Raw genomic sequence first — 16,436 nt, 5'->3', positions numbered from 1 at the left:
CCGCATCACGCGCCCTCCCCCAATTCTCCTGCAAACCCTCCATACAGCGCGCCTGACTGGCCCGAAACCCGCGCGCACCGGGCGTGCCCGAAAACCTCTGTGTGCGAAAACGTACCGAAGCAGAAATACTGAGGCGGCACCCTTCGGTGTCGGCGTCGTTGTCTGCCGCGTGGGCGGGTGCCCTGAACGGTAGCGCTGTTGTGCGTCTTTCTAGAGGAATTCAAAAGATGAAATGTGACGTCCTGATCGTGGGAGCGGGCTTTGCGGGCGCTGTATGCGCCGAGCGTCTCGCCGCTGCCGGCAAGCAAGTGCTGGTCATCGATAAACGCAACCATATCGGTGGCAATGCATACGATTGCCTTGATAAGAACGGCGTGCTGATCCATCCCTATGGTCCGCACATTTTTCACACTGCCAGCAAGCGCATCTTTGAGTACCTGTCGAACTTCACGGACTGGCGCTTCTACGAGCACCGCGTGCTGGCTCGCGTGGACGGTGAGTACTATCCGATCCCGATCAACCGTACGACCATCAACAAGCTCTACGACCTCAAGCTCGACGAGCAGGGCGTGACGGAATACCTCGAATCCGTGCGTGAGCCGCGCGATCGCGTTGCCACGAGCGAAGACGTGGTATTGAGCAGCGTAGGGCAAGACCTCTGCGAGAAGTTCTTCCGCGGCTATACCCGCAAGCAGTGGGGCCTTGACCTCTCCGAACTGTCGGCCGGTGTCGCCGCGCGCATTCCGACCCGTTCGAACGACGACGATCGCTACTTCACCGATTCGTTCCAGTTCATGCCGGCGCAAGGTTACACGGCGATGTTCGAGAAGATGCTCTCGCATCCGAATATCGAAGTGCGTCTGGAAGAGGATTTCCAGGCCATCAAGTCCACCATCGAGCGTCAGCATACGGTCTACACGGGCCCGATCGACACGTATTTCGAGTACCGCTACGGCAAACTGCCCTACCGCAGCCTCTCGTTCGAACATGAACATCTGGGTAATACGGAACAGTTCCAGGCAACGGGAACGATCAATTATCCTAACGAACAGGAATACACCCGGATCACGGAATTCAAGCACCTGACCGGCCAGCAGCACGACGGCACGTCGATTGTGCGCGAGTATCCGCAGGCCGAAGGCGAGCCGTACTATCCGATCCCGCGCCCCGAAAACGAGGCCCTGTTCAAGCGCTATAACGAACTGGCGGATGCCACGACTGATGTCACCTTCGTCGGCCGGCTCGCACAATATCGCTACTACAACATGGACCAGGTAGTAGGCGCGGCGCTGAAGTCGGTGGATGAACTCATCGCCGCACTGAAGCCCGCTGAGGAACTGGTCTCATGAAGCCGCGCGTCGCCGCAATCGTTGTTTCGTACAATCGCCGCGCCTTGCTGCAGGAATGCGTCGAGGCGTTGCTCGCCCAGACCATGCCGGTGGAGACCATCTACGTGGTCGACAACGGCAGCAACGACGGCTCGCGCGAATATCTGGCGTCCGTGGCGGCGATGCACGACAAGGTGCGCGTCGTCCTGTCGGAGAGCAACATCGGCGGCGCCGGTGGCTTCGCGTCGGGCATCAGCACGGCCTTTACTAAAGGCTTCGACTGGTACTGGCTGATGGACGACGACGCCGAGCCCATGCGCGATGCCCTCGAAAAGCTGATGGTGTCCGAAGACGCGGCGCGTCCCGAGGTGGTCGCGCTGTGCGGCTCCGTGTGGGGCATCGACCGGCGTGTGCAGTTCTGGCATCAGGGCACCTTCGACGAGAAGATGCGCCTGAACGCGCCCACGCCGGACTACCACAAGGCGGCCTCCTTCAAGACCGACTACATGTCGTTCGTCGGCGCGTGCATCCGTCACAGCGCAGTGCAACGGGTCGGCTTCCCCGCGCATGAGTACTTCGTCTGGAACGACGACGTCGAATACACCGCACGTCTGAGCCGGATCGGCGAATTGCGCTGCGTCACCACCTCGCACATGACGCACAAGGACGGCGAAAACCGCGACGCGGCGAATGCCCCCAACTCCTTGCGCGGCTGGTTCGAGAGCCGGCGCATGCCGGCCGCGACGCAGTGGAAGTACGCATGCGGGTTGCGCAACTACGTGGACATGGTGTTTCGGCATCGCGGACGCGCGCCCTTGTGGGCCGCGTCGCTGTTTGCCAAGCGGCTGTTCCGCGTGATGCTGTTCGGCGATCGGCGCTTTAGCGTAATCATGCTGTACGTACGGTATTTTCAGCAGGCAGTGGGTCGCCGGCAGTTCGATACCGTGCGTCCCACTGACTGGAAGAGGATGCTCGGCAAGTCCTGATCCAGTCACCGCGCTAAAAGAGAAAGAGGCCACCGTTTCGCAAACGGTGGCCTCTTTTCTTTGCATGTGAGTCTCTTTGCAGACAGGACCATAAACAAGGCCATAAAAAAAGCCATTCCGCAGAATGGCTTTGATTCGGATTCGCTCAACCCAGCTTCTCGTGCCCCGGTCCGCTGCTCGCCGGCCACAACCACACCAGACGCTTGCGCACCGCACGCTTGATGCGCTTGGGCGTCATCTTCTTCAGCCACGCCTGATCGGCCGGCTTGGCCGGTTCGCTCAAACGCGTCTCGAGCCAGCGCAGACGTGCCTCGTTTTCGCGCTCGCGGTCTGCATACAGCGCGAGCGGAAACGGATGGCCGAAGCGCGGCGCGTACACCGCAAACGCGGTATCCACGATGTCACGGTTCTCTTCGCGCTGCGTGAAATAGGCAATATGCACGTACGGCACGCTGCGCACGGAGACGATGCGCAGATCGTTGCGCTCGCAATACATGTGCATCATGTGCTCATCGTCGTTGCCGCCGTCGTCGATCTCGTTCCACAACTGCTTGCGAAACAGAATGCAACCAATCGAGTAGCGTGACTGCGACGGCACATCGCACGGTTCCAGTCCTTGCGTTGCCGCGATAAACGCATCGGGTTGCAACGTGGTGCGCTCGTGCAGCCAGCGCGCGATGTGCGGATAGCCCCAGATGGTGCCGTTGGTGCCGGTCTCGATCTGCTCGGCGGGAATGATACGCAGCGGATAACGCTTGCTGGTCGCCGAACCCACAAAATGCGGATGGGCCTGCGTGGCGAAATACTCCTGCTCGAGGTTCATCGCCTTCAACAACTGCGGGAAACCCCAAGCGTTGTTATTGATGAGCGGTGTGACGTACGCGAGCTTCCGGCCAGCGCCACGCTCGGCGCCGTCGTAGGCCTCAAGCATGTGATCGAGCCATTGATGGGTAATCGGAAACGCGTCGTCGTCGACCTTGCAGATCAGATCGATGTTGGCAAAGGCCGGCTTCGCGAGCAGCTTCTTGATGGAACGATACGGGTCGCCCGGCACGATGTCGTCGACCACGCTGACCACGCCAGGGAACAGTCTTTCATAACGCCGTGCCACGCCAAGCGTGCGCTCGGCATCGTATCCGCCGCGGCAATTCTGCAACACGAAAAACGGCACGCCCGGCGGCCGGTAAGCCATCTGGCTTGCGAGCGCCAATTCGAGTGCCGCATAGTCGCGACAGGCAAGGATGACTACAGCCACTCGCGGTGCCTCGACGTTCGGATGCGATGTACTCATGCGTCAACTCCCTTTTGGCAAATACAGCAAATTCAAGCAAATGCGTGCGTTCAGCGTGATCAGCCGACACTTTTCGGCACAAAGAACGGCACCTTCTTCTGAATCAGATACAGCGCCATAGCGCCGGTGACGAGTGTTTCGGTGGCGAGCAGGGACATGGCCGCGCCTTGCGCGCCGAAGCGCAGCGAAAGCGGAATCAGCAGCGCGACGTTAAACACGCCCGAGCCGAGCAGAATCTCGCTGAACTTCTTCTTCATGCCGAGCGGCAGCATCATCTGCACGCCCAGCACGTTGTTCATCGCGACCAGCCACGGCACGAACGCCATCCAGCGCAGCACTTCGACTACCGGCTCGTAGCCCGGACCCATGCCGAAGCGGACAATCCACGGCGCGCCCACCCACAACACGATCGACACCACGAACATGATTGCGCCCAACACACACAGGGCCTTGCGCACGAGCGCGAAGGCGCGGTCCGCGTCCTCGGCGAACAATGCGTTCACGCGCGGATACAGCGCGTTACTGAGCGGCGCAATCAAGGCCTGCGTGACGTTGCGGATCTTGTCCGCGGCGCCGAAATAACCCAGCGTCACGTTGCCCGTCAAAAAGCCCAGCAGCACCGTGTTCGTGGTCGTGTAGAGACTCACGGCGGCAGTGGCAATGAAGACGTGCCAGCCTTCGCGGAACGCTTCGACCACGTCGTCCACGCTCGGGAACGAACGCGCAATCAGCTTCGTACGTGCGATCAGGACGATTGAAATGATGCCGGCCACGACCGTACTCGATGAAGCGATCAGCGCCGCGCGCCACGTGTCATCCGTCGTATGCACCAGCAGATACGTCGCGGGAATCACGAGCAGGCGCGCACTCAGCGTCGAGATGGTCACGAAGACCATGCGCTCCAGCCCCTGAAACAGCCACTGCGGGAACAGCACCGTGCCGATCACGAGCGGGAACGTGGCGAACATGATGGGCCGCAGCTCGATCAGCTTAGGCACCAGAAACACGCCCAGCACGAGCAGAATGAGGCCAACGCATGCCACCAGCGCTTTGGCTGCCTGCGTCTTCCAGAAGATTCTGGACACAGCTTCGCGGTCGTTCTGCACCTTCGCGATCTCGCCGGTGGCCGACCAGTTGAAGCCGTAGTCGGCAAGCAGCACGAGATACGCGATTGCGGCCTGCGCGAATACGTACGCGCCGAAATGATCGGGACCCAGCACGCGAAACAGATACGGCAGCGTCGCCAGCGGCAGCACCATATTTGCCACCTGCAAGACCGACAGTGCAGCCATGTTCCGTAAGATACCGTGCGCCATAGTCAGTTAATCCGTGGTTCTTACTGTTTTCTGGAATCAAAGGGCAGTAGCAAATCGCGCCACACAGCCCGGGCGCTTCGCGGGGTCCGCGAGCGGGATGGGATTGCACGACATGAAGTCAACCTGCCCGCGTCATCTGCAGCTTCGGGCAGATTGCCCCGGCTGCAGCCTTCGGAAAGGACTACGCGTGACCGGCAGCGGTGTGAGCGTGCTCGATCGTCTGCGGCGCCACGCCCAACTGCATGATGTTTGCCAGCCGCTCCGCGTAGCAATGCGGCAAAAACTCGCTGACGTCATAGTGCCGTTCCGGTCGCGCCAGATGAGCCGCGAGGTCGTTGAGCGCGCCGCGCAGACTGTTCGGCTCGTCGCGGTACGTAATCTTGCTGCCCACCCCATCGCCAAACGCGAGACGATGATTGCCTTCGCGCACCAGCGTCGGCAGGCCCAGCATCGCCGCCTCGACGATCACGAGCGGCGCGATTTCGATGCCGACCGAAGGCAGCACCGTGGCATCGGCAAAACGGCGCAGTTCGGAGAACAGCCGGTCCTGCGGCAGCCTGCCGAAGAACACCAGCTTGCCCGACTCGACCAGCGACGCATAGCGCTGCTCGATTGCTTCGCGGTCGGGACCGTCGCCGAACACACCAAGGCATTTGATGCGGCCAAAGTCGATAGAGCGCGCGAGTTCGATGAACTCGCCCAAGCCCTTGTCGTGCGCAACACGCCCCACGAACGCAATGTTGAAACGCTCGCGATCACGCACGTTCACCGGCTTGTTGGCCACCGTCAGTGCCGACGGGTTGTACAGGACCACGGTGTTGTCGATCCCGCCACGATGCAACGCTTCCTGCATGAAATCGCTCGGGCAGAGAATCTGGTCGAAAATCTTCTCCGGCTTGCACACGGCGCGCATCGCATGCCAGTACGCCTTCGACAGAAAATCGTGCACTGCGCCTTTCGCGCTCGCACGCAACTTCAGCACCTGCCAGGTGCCGAGATCGTCGAGCGACAGATGCTCGATATGACCGTCGACGTGGTAGTGCAGCGTCGTGTTGTAATAAATCAGATGATAGTCATGGCACGTCAGATACGCGGTGTAACCGAGTTCGCGCTTGTAGCGCGCAATGACGTTAAGCACCGACGCCGACAACGCATTGTGGTAGTTATGCACGAGAATGCGATGCGGGCGGTACGTAATCAGAGTCTGCTTCAGCGCGCGTGCAGCCGCGACGTTCCATGACTTGGACAGCAACGATGAGTTGAACTCGAAACGGCTGGTATCGAAGCATTCCACTTCCACGCCAGGCATTGCGCGCAGAAGCTCAGCGGACTGCCGATACACGACTTCCGCCCCGCCTTGTTGCACGAAATCGTTGATGACCAAGACCCTGTATCTATGCATTCCCGTCCCTTGTCCAGCAAGTGCCATTGGCTTCACAGGCCAAGAATATCTGTTGGGGCAGTGGGAGCTATGTTCGGAATCACACAGAGACCCCGGTTGGCAATCGGGTCGTACGCGAATCTGGAGGCGGCAGAGCGGCGACCGCAAGGCGCTGGGATGCGGGGTCGCAGAGGAGACGCGGGTGGCCAGCCCGCAGGGGGATCGACAGGCGTTTTACAGGTATTTCATGGGCTCGGGCAGGGGACCCTTTCAGCCCCTTTCACAAGCCCTCTCACAGGCCCCTTTGCAGGCCCTTTCACAGGCCCTTTCACAGGCCCCTTTGCAGGCCCGTTAAAAGGCAATTCAAAGACGCTACAAGGCAACGCGTGGATCATCCACGGGCAACCCAAAAAGCAACTCACAGGCAACAGTCGAGGCTCATCTTGAAGTACTGGAAACTGCGGCGAATGCTGGTCCGTACCGACTCGATTTCCGCTTTGCCGGGCGCATTTCCCAGCAGCGTTGCGACGATATCCAGCGCTTCCCACGGGTGGGCGTCGTCGTAATGCGCATGCAGGCGCAGCCAGCGCATGCTTTTCTTACGGATGCTTTCCGGCAGGCTCTCTTCGTATTTCGGGCTGCTGCAGACAAAGGTGGCCCACTCGCCGGTCACACCCTCGATGGCGTAATTCGTCGCCGCGACACTCGCCACCAGCGAATCCCTGCTGCTGCTCGTCCAGCACCAGTGACTCAACGCGTACGCGAGCGAAGGCCCGTGATTGCCGGCCAGCTTTTCCTTGGAGACGTCGTGCGCCGCGGCCCAATCCACCCAGTAGTCGGCATGATTCTGCTCGACGCGGATATTGCGCGTCAGATAGCGACGGGCCATGTCCATTCCCCGGGACTGACCGTAGCTCAGCTTCATCAGATTCATCGACATGTACTGCGGAAACTGTTCGACAACGGGCCAGCCGTTGATGAGAAACGCCGCAAATTCCTTCTCGGGAAGCGTCGCGTCGCGCATCTGCGCAAAAACCGTATGCCCCAGAATTTCCTGCCTGTCTGCGTCTGTATCCGTGACGACCTGCTGCAGCCACGTTGGGTAACTGGCCAAATCCTTCAGGGGGCCTAGTCGCTCAAAAGTTGCGTCCATCGAGTCTCCTACTCAAAGAGGCAAAGGTTTGTGTTCGGCGAGCCACAACGTGGGCTTGCCGATGTAATAGCCTTGCGCGAAATCGACGCCCACCTCGCGCAGTTTCGTCAGGATCGCCTCGTTCTCCACGTACTCGGCGATCGTCTTGTGGCCCATCGAGTGGCCGATGTCGTTAATGGCCGCGACCATGTCGTGATTGACGGAATCGCTCGCCATGTCCTTGACGAAGCTGCCGTCGATCTTCAGGTAATCCACCGGCAGTTGCCGCAGATACGCAAACGACGACATCCCCGCCCCAAAGTCGTCCAGCGCGAACTTGCAGCCGAGACGCTTGAGATCGTGAATGAAGCGCGTTGCCAGCACCAGATTGGCCACGGCCGCTGTCTCCGTAATTTCGAAGCAGATCGAGCTGGGCGAAACGCCGGTGCGCGCAAACTGCTCGCGCAGAAACCGCAGGAACCGCTCGTCGCCAATCGAGGCGCCCGACAGGTTGATCGCATATTCCGTGCTGGCCTGATCGTCCGATGCCGCCAGCGCTTCGAACACCGTCTTGACCACCCAACGGTCGATCACCGGCATCAGGCCGTAGCGTTCAGCAGCGGGGATAAAGTCGCCCGCGCCGATGATCTCGCCATCCGTACCCGTCATGCGCAACAGCAATTCGGCGTGCAGCGTCTTGCCCGTGCCGCCGCTGATGGCCTGGATGGGTTGAGCGAACAGGCACAGGCGGTTGTCTTCCAACGCCTCCTTGATACGCCGTCCCCACGAAATCTGACTGGTGTGCCGCGCAAGCTCCTGGTCTTCAAGATTCGCCATATGCACACGATCGCGACCGCGTTCCTTCGCGAGGTAGCAGGCGATGTCCGCGAAACGCATCGCCTCTTCGGCGTTCATGCGCGTATCGACGAGACTCACCACGCCGATGCTGACGCTGGTCGAAAACGGATGCGAGGCCCAATGCCAGGTGAAATTGGCGAGGCTCGCGCGCAGACGCTCCGCCACCGCTTCCGCCGCATCGCCGTCGCGCTCGTGCAGCAGCACGCCGAATTCGTCGCCGCCGAGCCGCGCCAGCATGTCGTCGTCGCGCAGGCAGGTCTGAAAACGCGCGGCCACTTCGCGCAGCATGGTGTCGCCGGCGGCGTGCCCAAACGTGTCGTTGACGACCTTGAACTGGTCCAGATCAAGCAGCATCACTGCGGAGGCACGCTCGCCCTGGTTATCGAATAACGAGGGTTCCAGCGCCACCGCGAGGCGGCGTTCGAATTCCGTGCGATTCCAGAGTCCGGTCAGGCCGTCGTGGGTGGCCTGCCATGCAAGGTTGAGAATGAACTCGCGCTCGCGCACCATGCTTCGCAACACCAGCACGACGCCAGCGGGAGCCTGCGCCTCGTCGGGCACGATATTCGTCGCGGCCTGCACCGCGATGCGGGCGCCGTCGGGGCGCACCAGCACCAGGTTATCGCGCGCGGCACCGCCGCTCGCACCGGAGAGGATGTCGTGCACGGGTTCGACGACGTTCTCGTTTTCCTCGTCGAGCAAGGTGAACATGTCCTGCACGGGGCCACCCACCACACCCGCCGCTTTCACGCCCACCAGCCGCTCCGCCGCCGGGTTGATGAACTCGACGGTGCCGTTCAAGGCGGTGGAGACCACGGCCTCGCCCATCGCGCCGAGCATGGCCGTGGCGCGGGCCTCGCTGCGCCGATAAGCCTCCTGGGCGCGCAAGCTTTGCAGGATCAGACGTCGCGCGTGCCACATGGCGAGCGCAATCAGAATGATGGCCACCAGCGCATTGGTGGCCAGCAGCGCGGCGTTGGTCTCGCGGTACGAGGCGCTGAGCACGTCCGAGAAGGCGCGCGACCACGGTGCGATTTCTTCGTTGATCTGCCAGATCTGCCGCGAAAGACGACGGATCTCATCCGGACGGCCGGAGCCATCGGTAAATTCTGCGTGCAGCGCGCTGCCCACGTCGACCAGTTGGGTCACGTACTCGTCGCCACGCACCCAGTAACGCACGGCCGCGTCGAAATAGCTGACGTGGCGAAAGGTTCGGAACACCCAGATGACGCCCGACACGTCGCCCGGGTAGACGCCGCTCGCAACCAGCGCGGCACGCGCCGCCGCAAAGTCAGGCGAAGCGCTGTCGAGTTCGACGCGGGCCTGTTTCAGTTCGAGCGGATACGAAATGGCGTGCAGGTATTGCCGGTACGCTTCGGGATTGCCGGTCTGGGCGTAGAGATCCAGATAGAGAACCGCATCTTTCTGGCCCTTCGACCAGAAACTCTCGCCACCAATATAGGCGCGCACGGACGACATCACGCTGAGGCTCACCGCAGCGAGCCCCATCAGAAGGACAACCACGAGCAGCAAAGGCCAGATGACCTTGAACAACTGCCTGCTCGCACTCCCCGACGATGCCTCCATTCTCTCCATGTCCTTTTAGTCAACTTGTCTGCCAGCTCGTCCGGCGTGTCACCGCAACAGCAGCGCGGCGGCGGCAAGACCGGGGACGACATGATTGCAATGCTCGCGGGGAAATGCCAAGCGTGGCTGGTCGACGCGCTAACTGGTTATCGGACGATTTGTCTGGAACCTTTAGCGAATATAAGCAAAATTATTTAAAAACGATAGCCTTTAGCCGCCACACATTGGCGGAACGTCCATCTGGCGGGGCTTCCCACCAGGCGAATGACGCCACGCCACCCACAAAATGGCCTGTGGCGGACAATAAAAGGAAGGGAAATCGAATGGAATCAGAAAGGCTGATCAACCATGCGGTTGATCGATGCCGACGCGCCCGTCATAGCGGGCGAGCTGCGCCTGCTGCTGTGCGTCGGTGCGCGGCGGCAGTTCGGCGTGACCAAAGCCAACCAGGCCCGCCATGCGCGCACGCTTCGTGAAGCGATACACCGCAACCGGCACGATCACGCCCACCACGACACCCACGAAGAATTGCACGACTGCAGCGGTAAAAGATGCCGCCAACAGGGCGTGCCACACCAGCGCCGTGACCAGAACGTGCAGCAGATAAACTGGCATCCACGCGGCGCCCAGCGTGGACAGCCAGCGCACGTTCCAGCGGTCGCCCAACAGTTGCGCGAGCAGCAAAGCCGCCACGATGGCGAAGCAGGTGCCGGGCAACGTGGACGCATTCAGATATCCGCCCAACGACTGCGCGAGCCGGATCGTCACCGCGAACACCACCAGTGCAACGATCACGACGGGAATGCGCGCCGCACGCACGATCCATGCGCTGAAGCGCGGCCCGAGCAGCATGCCCAGCAGAAAGAACGTCAGGCCCCACAGTGTCAGCGTGACGATGCCCCAATCGGTTCTCGTCGCGAGCGTCGCACAGATGACGGCGAACACCGCGAGCACCACACTGCCCGCCACGGATACCACCCCGCCCCGCTCACGCGCCGCACGCCATAGCGTGAAGCAGGCAATCAGTTGACAGACGCATAGCGCGTAAAGAAACCACAACTGGTCGACGGGCGCCCATGCCGCGCGATCGAAATCCGTCAGCGGGAACGGATGATTGGCCTGTTGCGCGATGAACCACTGCACGCCCATCTGCAACAGCGACCAGAGCAGGTACGGATAGACGAGCGTGGCAAGCATCGTCTTCACGAACCCCCAGCGCGAGGTGGCACGTCCGAGTGCATCAGCCGCCTTGAGTCCGCACAGAAAAAACAGGCAGGGGTACGCAAACGCGGAAACGATGAACTGGAGCAGCACGAGCAGATGCGCGATGCGGCCATCCTGCAGAAATCCCGCATCATTGATTCTGCCAAGCACCGTGACACACACGACGCCAATGATGGCGAGACCCAACGCGCCGTCAGTGTGGTCCTCCACGCGCTCCTCCGTGTATTGCGCTTTCATCATGTCGCCCCGTCCTGCGTGCGAATGCATGTCGTTTGCCGGTGCCGCGCGGGTTGCATCAGAGCTGCGCATGGAAGATCACACACCAGTTGTCCATGCGTTTGAGTTCGCGGCCGTTGTCGAACTGGATCGCGTCGCCCTGCGAGTCACGCAGATTGCCGCGTGGGCCAAAGCGACTGCCCGCGAGGCCCTCGCCTTCGAATGCGTATTCGACTTCCGTGCCTGCCGGAATCGCACCGTCGGCGACGATCTGCACCTGGTCCGGACCGGTGATCGACACCGACCGGATGGGCAACATCTGCCCCGACGGCAAACGCAGCGCGAAGCCGTAGTTGGTATTGCCCGCAACCTGCGTGGTGTCCCATTGCAGCGGCGGCGCCGGCACCTTGAAACGCAGCGTCGCCGTGTCGCCATCGCGCCGCCAGCTCATTGGCTCCAGCGGCGTCCACGTTTCGTGGTCGATCAGCACGCGCTTGAGCACCAGACCATAGTAGGCACCCAGCCATTGACTGCTGCGGTTATCCGTATGGCGGCCATCCACATAGCGGAACAGATACATGGGCGCCGCGATATGGATATGCGGATCTTCGTGACTCGCCTGCAGCAGCGCCAACGCGATATGCGGAAACGGCTGGCTGAAACTCTTGTGCGTGGCGAGCTGATACGCGATCAGTTCGACGTCGGCGGTTTGCCCCGTGATCGCCTTCGCGTCGTGATCCACATCGCTCCGCAAACGACGCAGCTTCGTCACGTAATCGGGGATCGGCGTATCGATCGCGTCGTCGGACTCGCCTTGCGTCCAGGTCATCGCGCCAACGCCGTAGCTTTTGCCCTCGGCATCGGCCAGCCGCTTGGCCTCGGTGATGTCACGCACGATGCGCGGATAGAACTGCCCCGACTTCGACAGCTCGTCGATATCCATCGCACCCTCGCCCGGTGCTGAGCCCAGAAACCGATACGGAAGCTGTGCCGGGTCCTGCAGATTCTCCTGTGCGATCAACTGCATCGCCATATCGAGCGTGCCGCTGGTGGGTGTTTCCGCTTCGGCATCGAAGCGCGTTTCAGTCAGGGGTACGAAATTCTCGTAGGAACGCGGCGCGCCTATCTTTTGCACGGCGTCCTGAACCCGCACCCCACCCGCGAAACGCAGCGACGCGTAGCGCTGGTGCGTCGACAAGACCGGCTGGTTGAAGAACCCCTGGCTGAGCGACTGTCCGTACGTGATGACGTGCGTGATCGCCCACGGTGCCGCGCCGTGCGGCGTCCATTGCGAGTAAGCGGGTTCGATGCGGCCTTCGTCGGTTGCCGCCTGTGAGGCATCGTAAATCGCGTGCAGGGTCCCGGCGCGGGATGCAGCGACCTTTTGCACCGTCCAGTTGCCGCCCGCATTCGTGAGCGAAAACTGCAACGCGCTCGCCGGCCGTGCGTCCGCCGTATGCACGATCAGTGTCGCCGAAGCGTCGTTGATGGCAACGCTGGTGGTTTCCGGCGCATCGTTCCACCGGTCACAGGCATTCGCCGTCGAGGTATGCAGCACTTGCCTGATACGCCGACCGAGATCGCCGCTGACGGATGCGCCCAACGACGCCGAGCCGGCGCAATGCGTATGCGCGTATTGCCAGACCGGATCATACCTGTCGCGCCATACGCTCACCTCGTGCTCCACCGCGGCACGCTCCGCGTGGGAGCTGCCGGGATCGCCTTGCCGTGAACATGCACAGCAGGCAAGGACAAGCAACAGGGCGGAGTGTTCAGGCCGCATGCACCACCTTAGGCAGTCGAGAATAACCCGCACTGTCGAGCCTCGTGCGCATGCGTTCAGTGCGCCACCACACGCAATCCCGCCGGCGCGTGGCGTGGCTGGCGCGCGGGTGGCGGGTGAGTGGCTTATTGCCCTGCGTTCCTGGGACACCGGCCGGTGATGCGTGCGCTTCCGCACAGAGCTTCTCTTCTGGAGATTTGATAGTTCGACCCATCAGAAGGGACGATGCGCATCGCTGCAATCCGTCCCTCTTCTTGAGCATCCCGTGGGGTTCGAACGATGACGCAACACGCTGCCAGCGATCAAACGACAGCGCAGCCTGCAGGCATTTCGCATCCGCGCGACAACTTCGATGCGATCCGTCTGCTCGCCGCGCTCATCGTGCTGTTCGGACACGCGTACTACCTGACCGGCGCGGCGTCGATGCCGGCGATTTTCGGCAACGAAATCGCCTCGATCGCGGTCAAGGTGTTCTTTGTCATCAGCGGCTATCTGGTCACGGAAAGCTGGCGCAGAGACCCATCGCCAAGCCGTTATTTGTGGCGCAGAGCGCTACGCATTTTTCCCGCGCTGGTGGTCGTGACGCTGTTGAGCACCTTCGTGCTCGGACCGCTGGTCAGCACGCTGCCGCTCGCTGACTATCTGCATTCGCCGCTCATCCCGCGCTACCTGCAGAACATCATCCTGCGACCCGCGTCGCTGCTGCCCGGCGTCTTCAATACGCTGCCATACCCGAACGCGGTGAATGGATCGTTATGGACGCTGCCGGTCGAATTCGGCATGTATCTGATCGCGCCGGTGCTGGTGCTATGGGGCGGCGGCCAGAAGCTTCGCATCCTGCTGGGCTGTGTGGCGTTGTGCGTGCTCAGTCTCTACCTGAACCACTTCGCGCCGTACGCACTCGGCGCACATGGCAAGCCCGTGCACGACGCGCTCAACGTGGCCCCCTACTTTCTGCTCGGCGCCGCGTGGCGCATCGTGGCGCCGCAACGCGTCTTCAATATCTGGGTGGCCCTGATCGCGCTTGCACTCATGCCGTTCATACCCGCGAGCAGTGTCGCGTATGAAATCGGCCTTTATGTGGTGTTGCCATATGCGGTTCTCTCGCTCGCACTCGCCCGGCCGGCGACCTTGGGATGGGCGGGCCGCTACGGCGATTTCTCGTACGGGGTCTATATCTACGCGTTTCCGGTGCAGCAGACCGTTGCGTTGTACTTTCACACCGAAGGCCAGCCGTGGATGAATGCCGCGTTATCGCTGCTGCCGACGCTGTTGCTTGCGATCGCGTCCTGGCATCTGGTCGAAAAGCGCTTCCTGTTGCTGAAGCCACATCGGCGTTCGGTGGTTCGCGAAACCGTGGCGGCGCGCGGCGCTACCAGCTGAGTGCGGCATTGCGCTTTCGCAGTGTGGACACGAATGTGAGTGTGAATGTGGGTGCGAGGGGTCGAGGCAGAAGAACGCTTTGACCCATACACCCAGTCATTTCCGACTATCTTCTCAAGCGAAACATTCCGCCTGAAACAACAACCGGCCCGCGGCGTCTTTAGGCGCGAGGATCGGCTCGCCTTCGAGCGGCCACGCAATATCCACTTCGGGGTCGTTCCATAGCAGACTGCGCTCGTGCTCGGGGAACCAGTAGTCGGTTGCCTTGTAGACGAACTCCGCGCTTGGCGTGAGTACGAGGAAACCGTGCGCGAATCCCGGTGGAATCCACAGTTGCCGGTAGTTGTCGGCGCTCAGACGCACGCCTGCCCATTTGCCGAAGGTCGGCGAGCTCAGGCGCATGTCTACGGCAACGTCGAAGACTTCGCCATCGATCACCCGCACCAGCTTGCCCTGTGGATGATGGATCTGATAGTGCAGACCTCGCAACACGCCATACGACGAGCGTGAATGGTTGTCCTGCACAAATTCGACTCCTTGCGCGACGTGCTCGTGAAACTCCCTCGCATTGAACGATTCAAAAAAAGAGCCGCGCGCATCACCGAATACCGCAGGTTCGATTATCTTCACATCGGCGAGCTCGGTGGGGCTCACGTCGAAACCCATATTATTTTCTCCCTTCCTAAAGTATTCGGCTATCTGACTCCTGGCACGGGGTGACACGTGGTGGCGGCCAACCCCTCATCACAACATCAACTCACTACATCAACGCATTACAGCAACTCACTGCTCACGCACGCTTCTGGTAATTCGTTTCTACCCAGCCGCGAAAGTCGCCCGAGGCGACCTCGTGCGCCCAGTGCTCATGCTCCAGATACCACTGCACTGTTTTCGCCAGACCGCTCTCGAAGGTTTCTGCAGGTTTCCAGCCGAGTTCGCGTTCCAGCTTGCGTGCGTCGATGGCATAGCGCCGGTCGTGGCCGAGGCGCTCCGTCACCCAGGTGATCTGGTCATGATACGAACCCGTCTTCTTCGGCTTGTACAGATCCAGCAGATCGCACAGCGTATGAACCAGATCGACGCTGCGCACCTCGTTCCATCCACCAATGTTGTACGTCTCGCCCGGCCGCCCTTTGGCCAGCACCTTGCGGATCGCACTGCAGTGATCGCCGACATACAGCCAGTCGCGCACGTCACGGCCATCCCCATACACTGGCAGCGCACGCCCCGCGAGCGCGTTGGCGATCATCTGCGGAATGGACTTCTCCGGAAACTGATACGGCCCGTAGTTGTTCGAGCAATGCGTGGTCAGCGTGGGCAAGCCAAACGTGTGATGCCACGCGCGCACCAGGTGATCCGAACTGGCCTTGCTCGCGGAATAAGGCGTATTCGGCTGGTAATGCGAGGACTCTGAAAACGGCGAGTCGTTCAGTCTGAGCGAACCGAACACCTCGTCGCTGGAGACGTGCAGGAAACGGAAGGTGTCGCGCTCGTCGCCCGGCAAGCTGTTCCAGTAGCAACGCGCCGCTTCCAGCAAGGTGTAAGTGCCGACAATGTTGGTGTGCACGAGGTCGCCGGGTCCTTCGATCGCGCAGTCCACCGTGTTCTCCGCCGCAATGTGCACGATGGCGCGCGGCTGATAATCGGCGAGCAGTACGTCGAGCGTCGAACGGTCACAGATATCGGCTCGCACGAAGATATGGCTGTGATCGCCATGCAACGGCTTGAGCGTGCCCAGGTTGCCCGCGGAAGTGAGCTTGTCGACATTGATCACCGCTTCGTCCACGCCATCCAGCCAGTCGAGTACGAAATTCGCACCGATGAATCCTGCGCCACCTGTCACGAGAATCATGATTGTCCCTTTGCTAATAGTGGGGTGCACTCCGCCGCGCCTGCACGCTGCGTGAGACGAAGGGTTCGAAACTGCGCTCGTGGATGCGCATTGAGAGGA

Annotated in this window: 12 protein-coding genes; 3 read left to right on the top strand and 9 right to left on the bottom strand. The window is 61.3% G+C overall.

Annotation, left to right across the window (positions count from 1 at the left end; translation table 11 throughout):
• Window positions 1-227: 227 nt before the first annotated feature.
• Both glf and D0B32_RS20480 read left to right on the top strand, forming a co-directional pair.
• A complete protein-coding gene (gene glf, locus D0B32_RS20485; RefSeq protein WP_117336099.1) occupies window positions 228-1,349 on the top strand; it encodes a UDP-galactopyranose mutase in 1,122 nt (373 codons plus the stop codon).
• Entirely contained in the window at window positions 1,346-2,314 is a 969-nt protein-coding gene (locus D0B32_RS20480; protein WP_117336098.1) for a glycosyltransferase, read from the top strand. The genes glf and D0B32_RS20480 overlap by 4 nt, the downstream gene beginning before the upstream one ends.
• Window positions 2,315-2,459: 145 nt before the next feature.
• On the opposite strand, the gene D0B32_RS20475 is transcribed toward D0B32_RS20480, so the two are convergent.
• The 7 genes from D0B32_RS20475 to D0B32_RS20445 form a co-directional block, all read right to left on the bottom strand.
• Window positions 2,460-3,605, bottom strand: a complete 1,146-nt coding sequence (locus D0B32_RS20475) for a hypothetical protein (protein ID WP_117336097.1) — start codon at window positions 3,603-3,605, stop codon at window positions 2,460-2,462.
• Between the two features lie 59 nt (window positions 3,606-3,664).
• Window positions 3,665-4,897, bottom strand: coding sequence for a flippase (locus tag D0B32_RS20470; RefSeq protein WP_259295074.1), 1,233 nt, complete (start codon window positions 4,895-4,897; stop codon window positions 3,665-3,667).
• A gap of 205 nt (window positions 4,898-5,102) precedes the next feature.
• The gene (locus D0B32_RS20465; RefSeq protein ID WP_259295073.1) at window positions 5,103-6,305 is read right to left on the bottom strand and encodes a glycosyltransferase family 4 protein; all 1,203 of its coding nucleotides are present in this window, start codon (window positions 6,303-6,305) and stop codon (window positions 5,103-5,105) included.
• Between the two features lie 415 nt (window positions 6,306-6,720).
• The gene (locus D0B32_RS20460; protein WP_117336094.1) at window positions 6,721-7,455 is read right to left on the bottom strand and encodes a TenA family transcriptional regulator; all 735 of its coding nucleotides are present in this window, start codon (window positions 7,453-7,455) and stop codon (window positions 6,721-6,723) included.
• A 12-nt stretch (window positions 7,456-7,467) separates the two neighbouring features.
• Window positions 7,468-9,879 carry a bifunctional diguanylate cyclase/phosphodiesterase gene (locus D0B32_RS20455; protein WP_181969859.1) on the bottom strand — a complete coding sequence of 804 codons (2,412 nt, stop codon included), beginning with the start codon at window positions 9,877-9,879 and terminating at the stop codon, window positions 7,468-7,470.
• Between the two features lie 342 nt (window positions 9,880-10,221).
• The gene (locus tag D0B32_RS20450; RefSeq protein WP_181969858.1) at window positions 10,222-11,343 is read right to left on the bottom strand and encodes an acyltransferase; all 1,122 of its coding nucleotides are present in this window, start codon (window positions 11,341-11,343) and stop codon (window positions 10,222-10,224) included.
• A 55-nt stretch (window positions 11,344-11,398) separates the two neighbouring features.
• Entirely contained in the window at window positions 11,399-12,994 is a 1,596-nt protein-coding gene (locus D0B32_RS20445; protein WP_259295072.1) for a sialate O-acetylesterase, read from the bottom strand.
• Window positions 12,995-13,381: 387 nt separating this feature from the next.
• Between D0B32_RS20445 and D0B32_RS20440 the strand changes: the two genes are divergently transcribed.
• Window positions 13,382-14,485, top strand: a complete 1,104-nt coding sequence (locus D0B32_RS20440) for an acyltransferase (protein WP_117336090.1) — start codon at window positions 13,382-13,384, stop codon at window positions 14,483-14,485.
• 114 nt (window positions 14,486-14,599) lie between these two features.
• Here the strand turns inward: D0B32_RS20440 and rfbC are convergent, their stop codons facing one another.
• Window positions 14,600-15,151, bottom strand: coding sequence for a dTDP-4-dehydrorhamnose 3,5-epimerase (gene rfbC, locus D0B32_RS20435; RefSeq protein ID WP_117336089.1), 552 nt, complete (start codon window positions 15,149-15,151; stop codon window positions 14,600-14,602).
• Between the two features lie 124 nt (window positions 15,152-15,275).
• Window positions 15,276-16,337, bottom strand: a complete 1,062-nt coding sequence (rfbB, locus tag D0B32_RS20430; protein WP_117336088.1) for a dTDP-glucose 4,6-dehydratase — start codon at window positions 16,335-16,337, stop codon at window positions 15,276-15,278.
• Between the last annotated feature and the right edge of the window lie 99 nt (window positions 16,338-16,436).

The sequence above is a fragment of the Paraburkholderia sp. DHOC27 genome (assembly GCF_003429005.1).
Classification (GTDB): Bacteria; Pseudomonadota; Gammaproteobacteria; order Burkholderiales; family Burkholderiaceae; genus Paraburkholderia.
The sequence above is the reverse complement of the archived record's forward strand: the minus strand, read 5'-3'. Positions and strand labels throughout refer to the sequence as shown.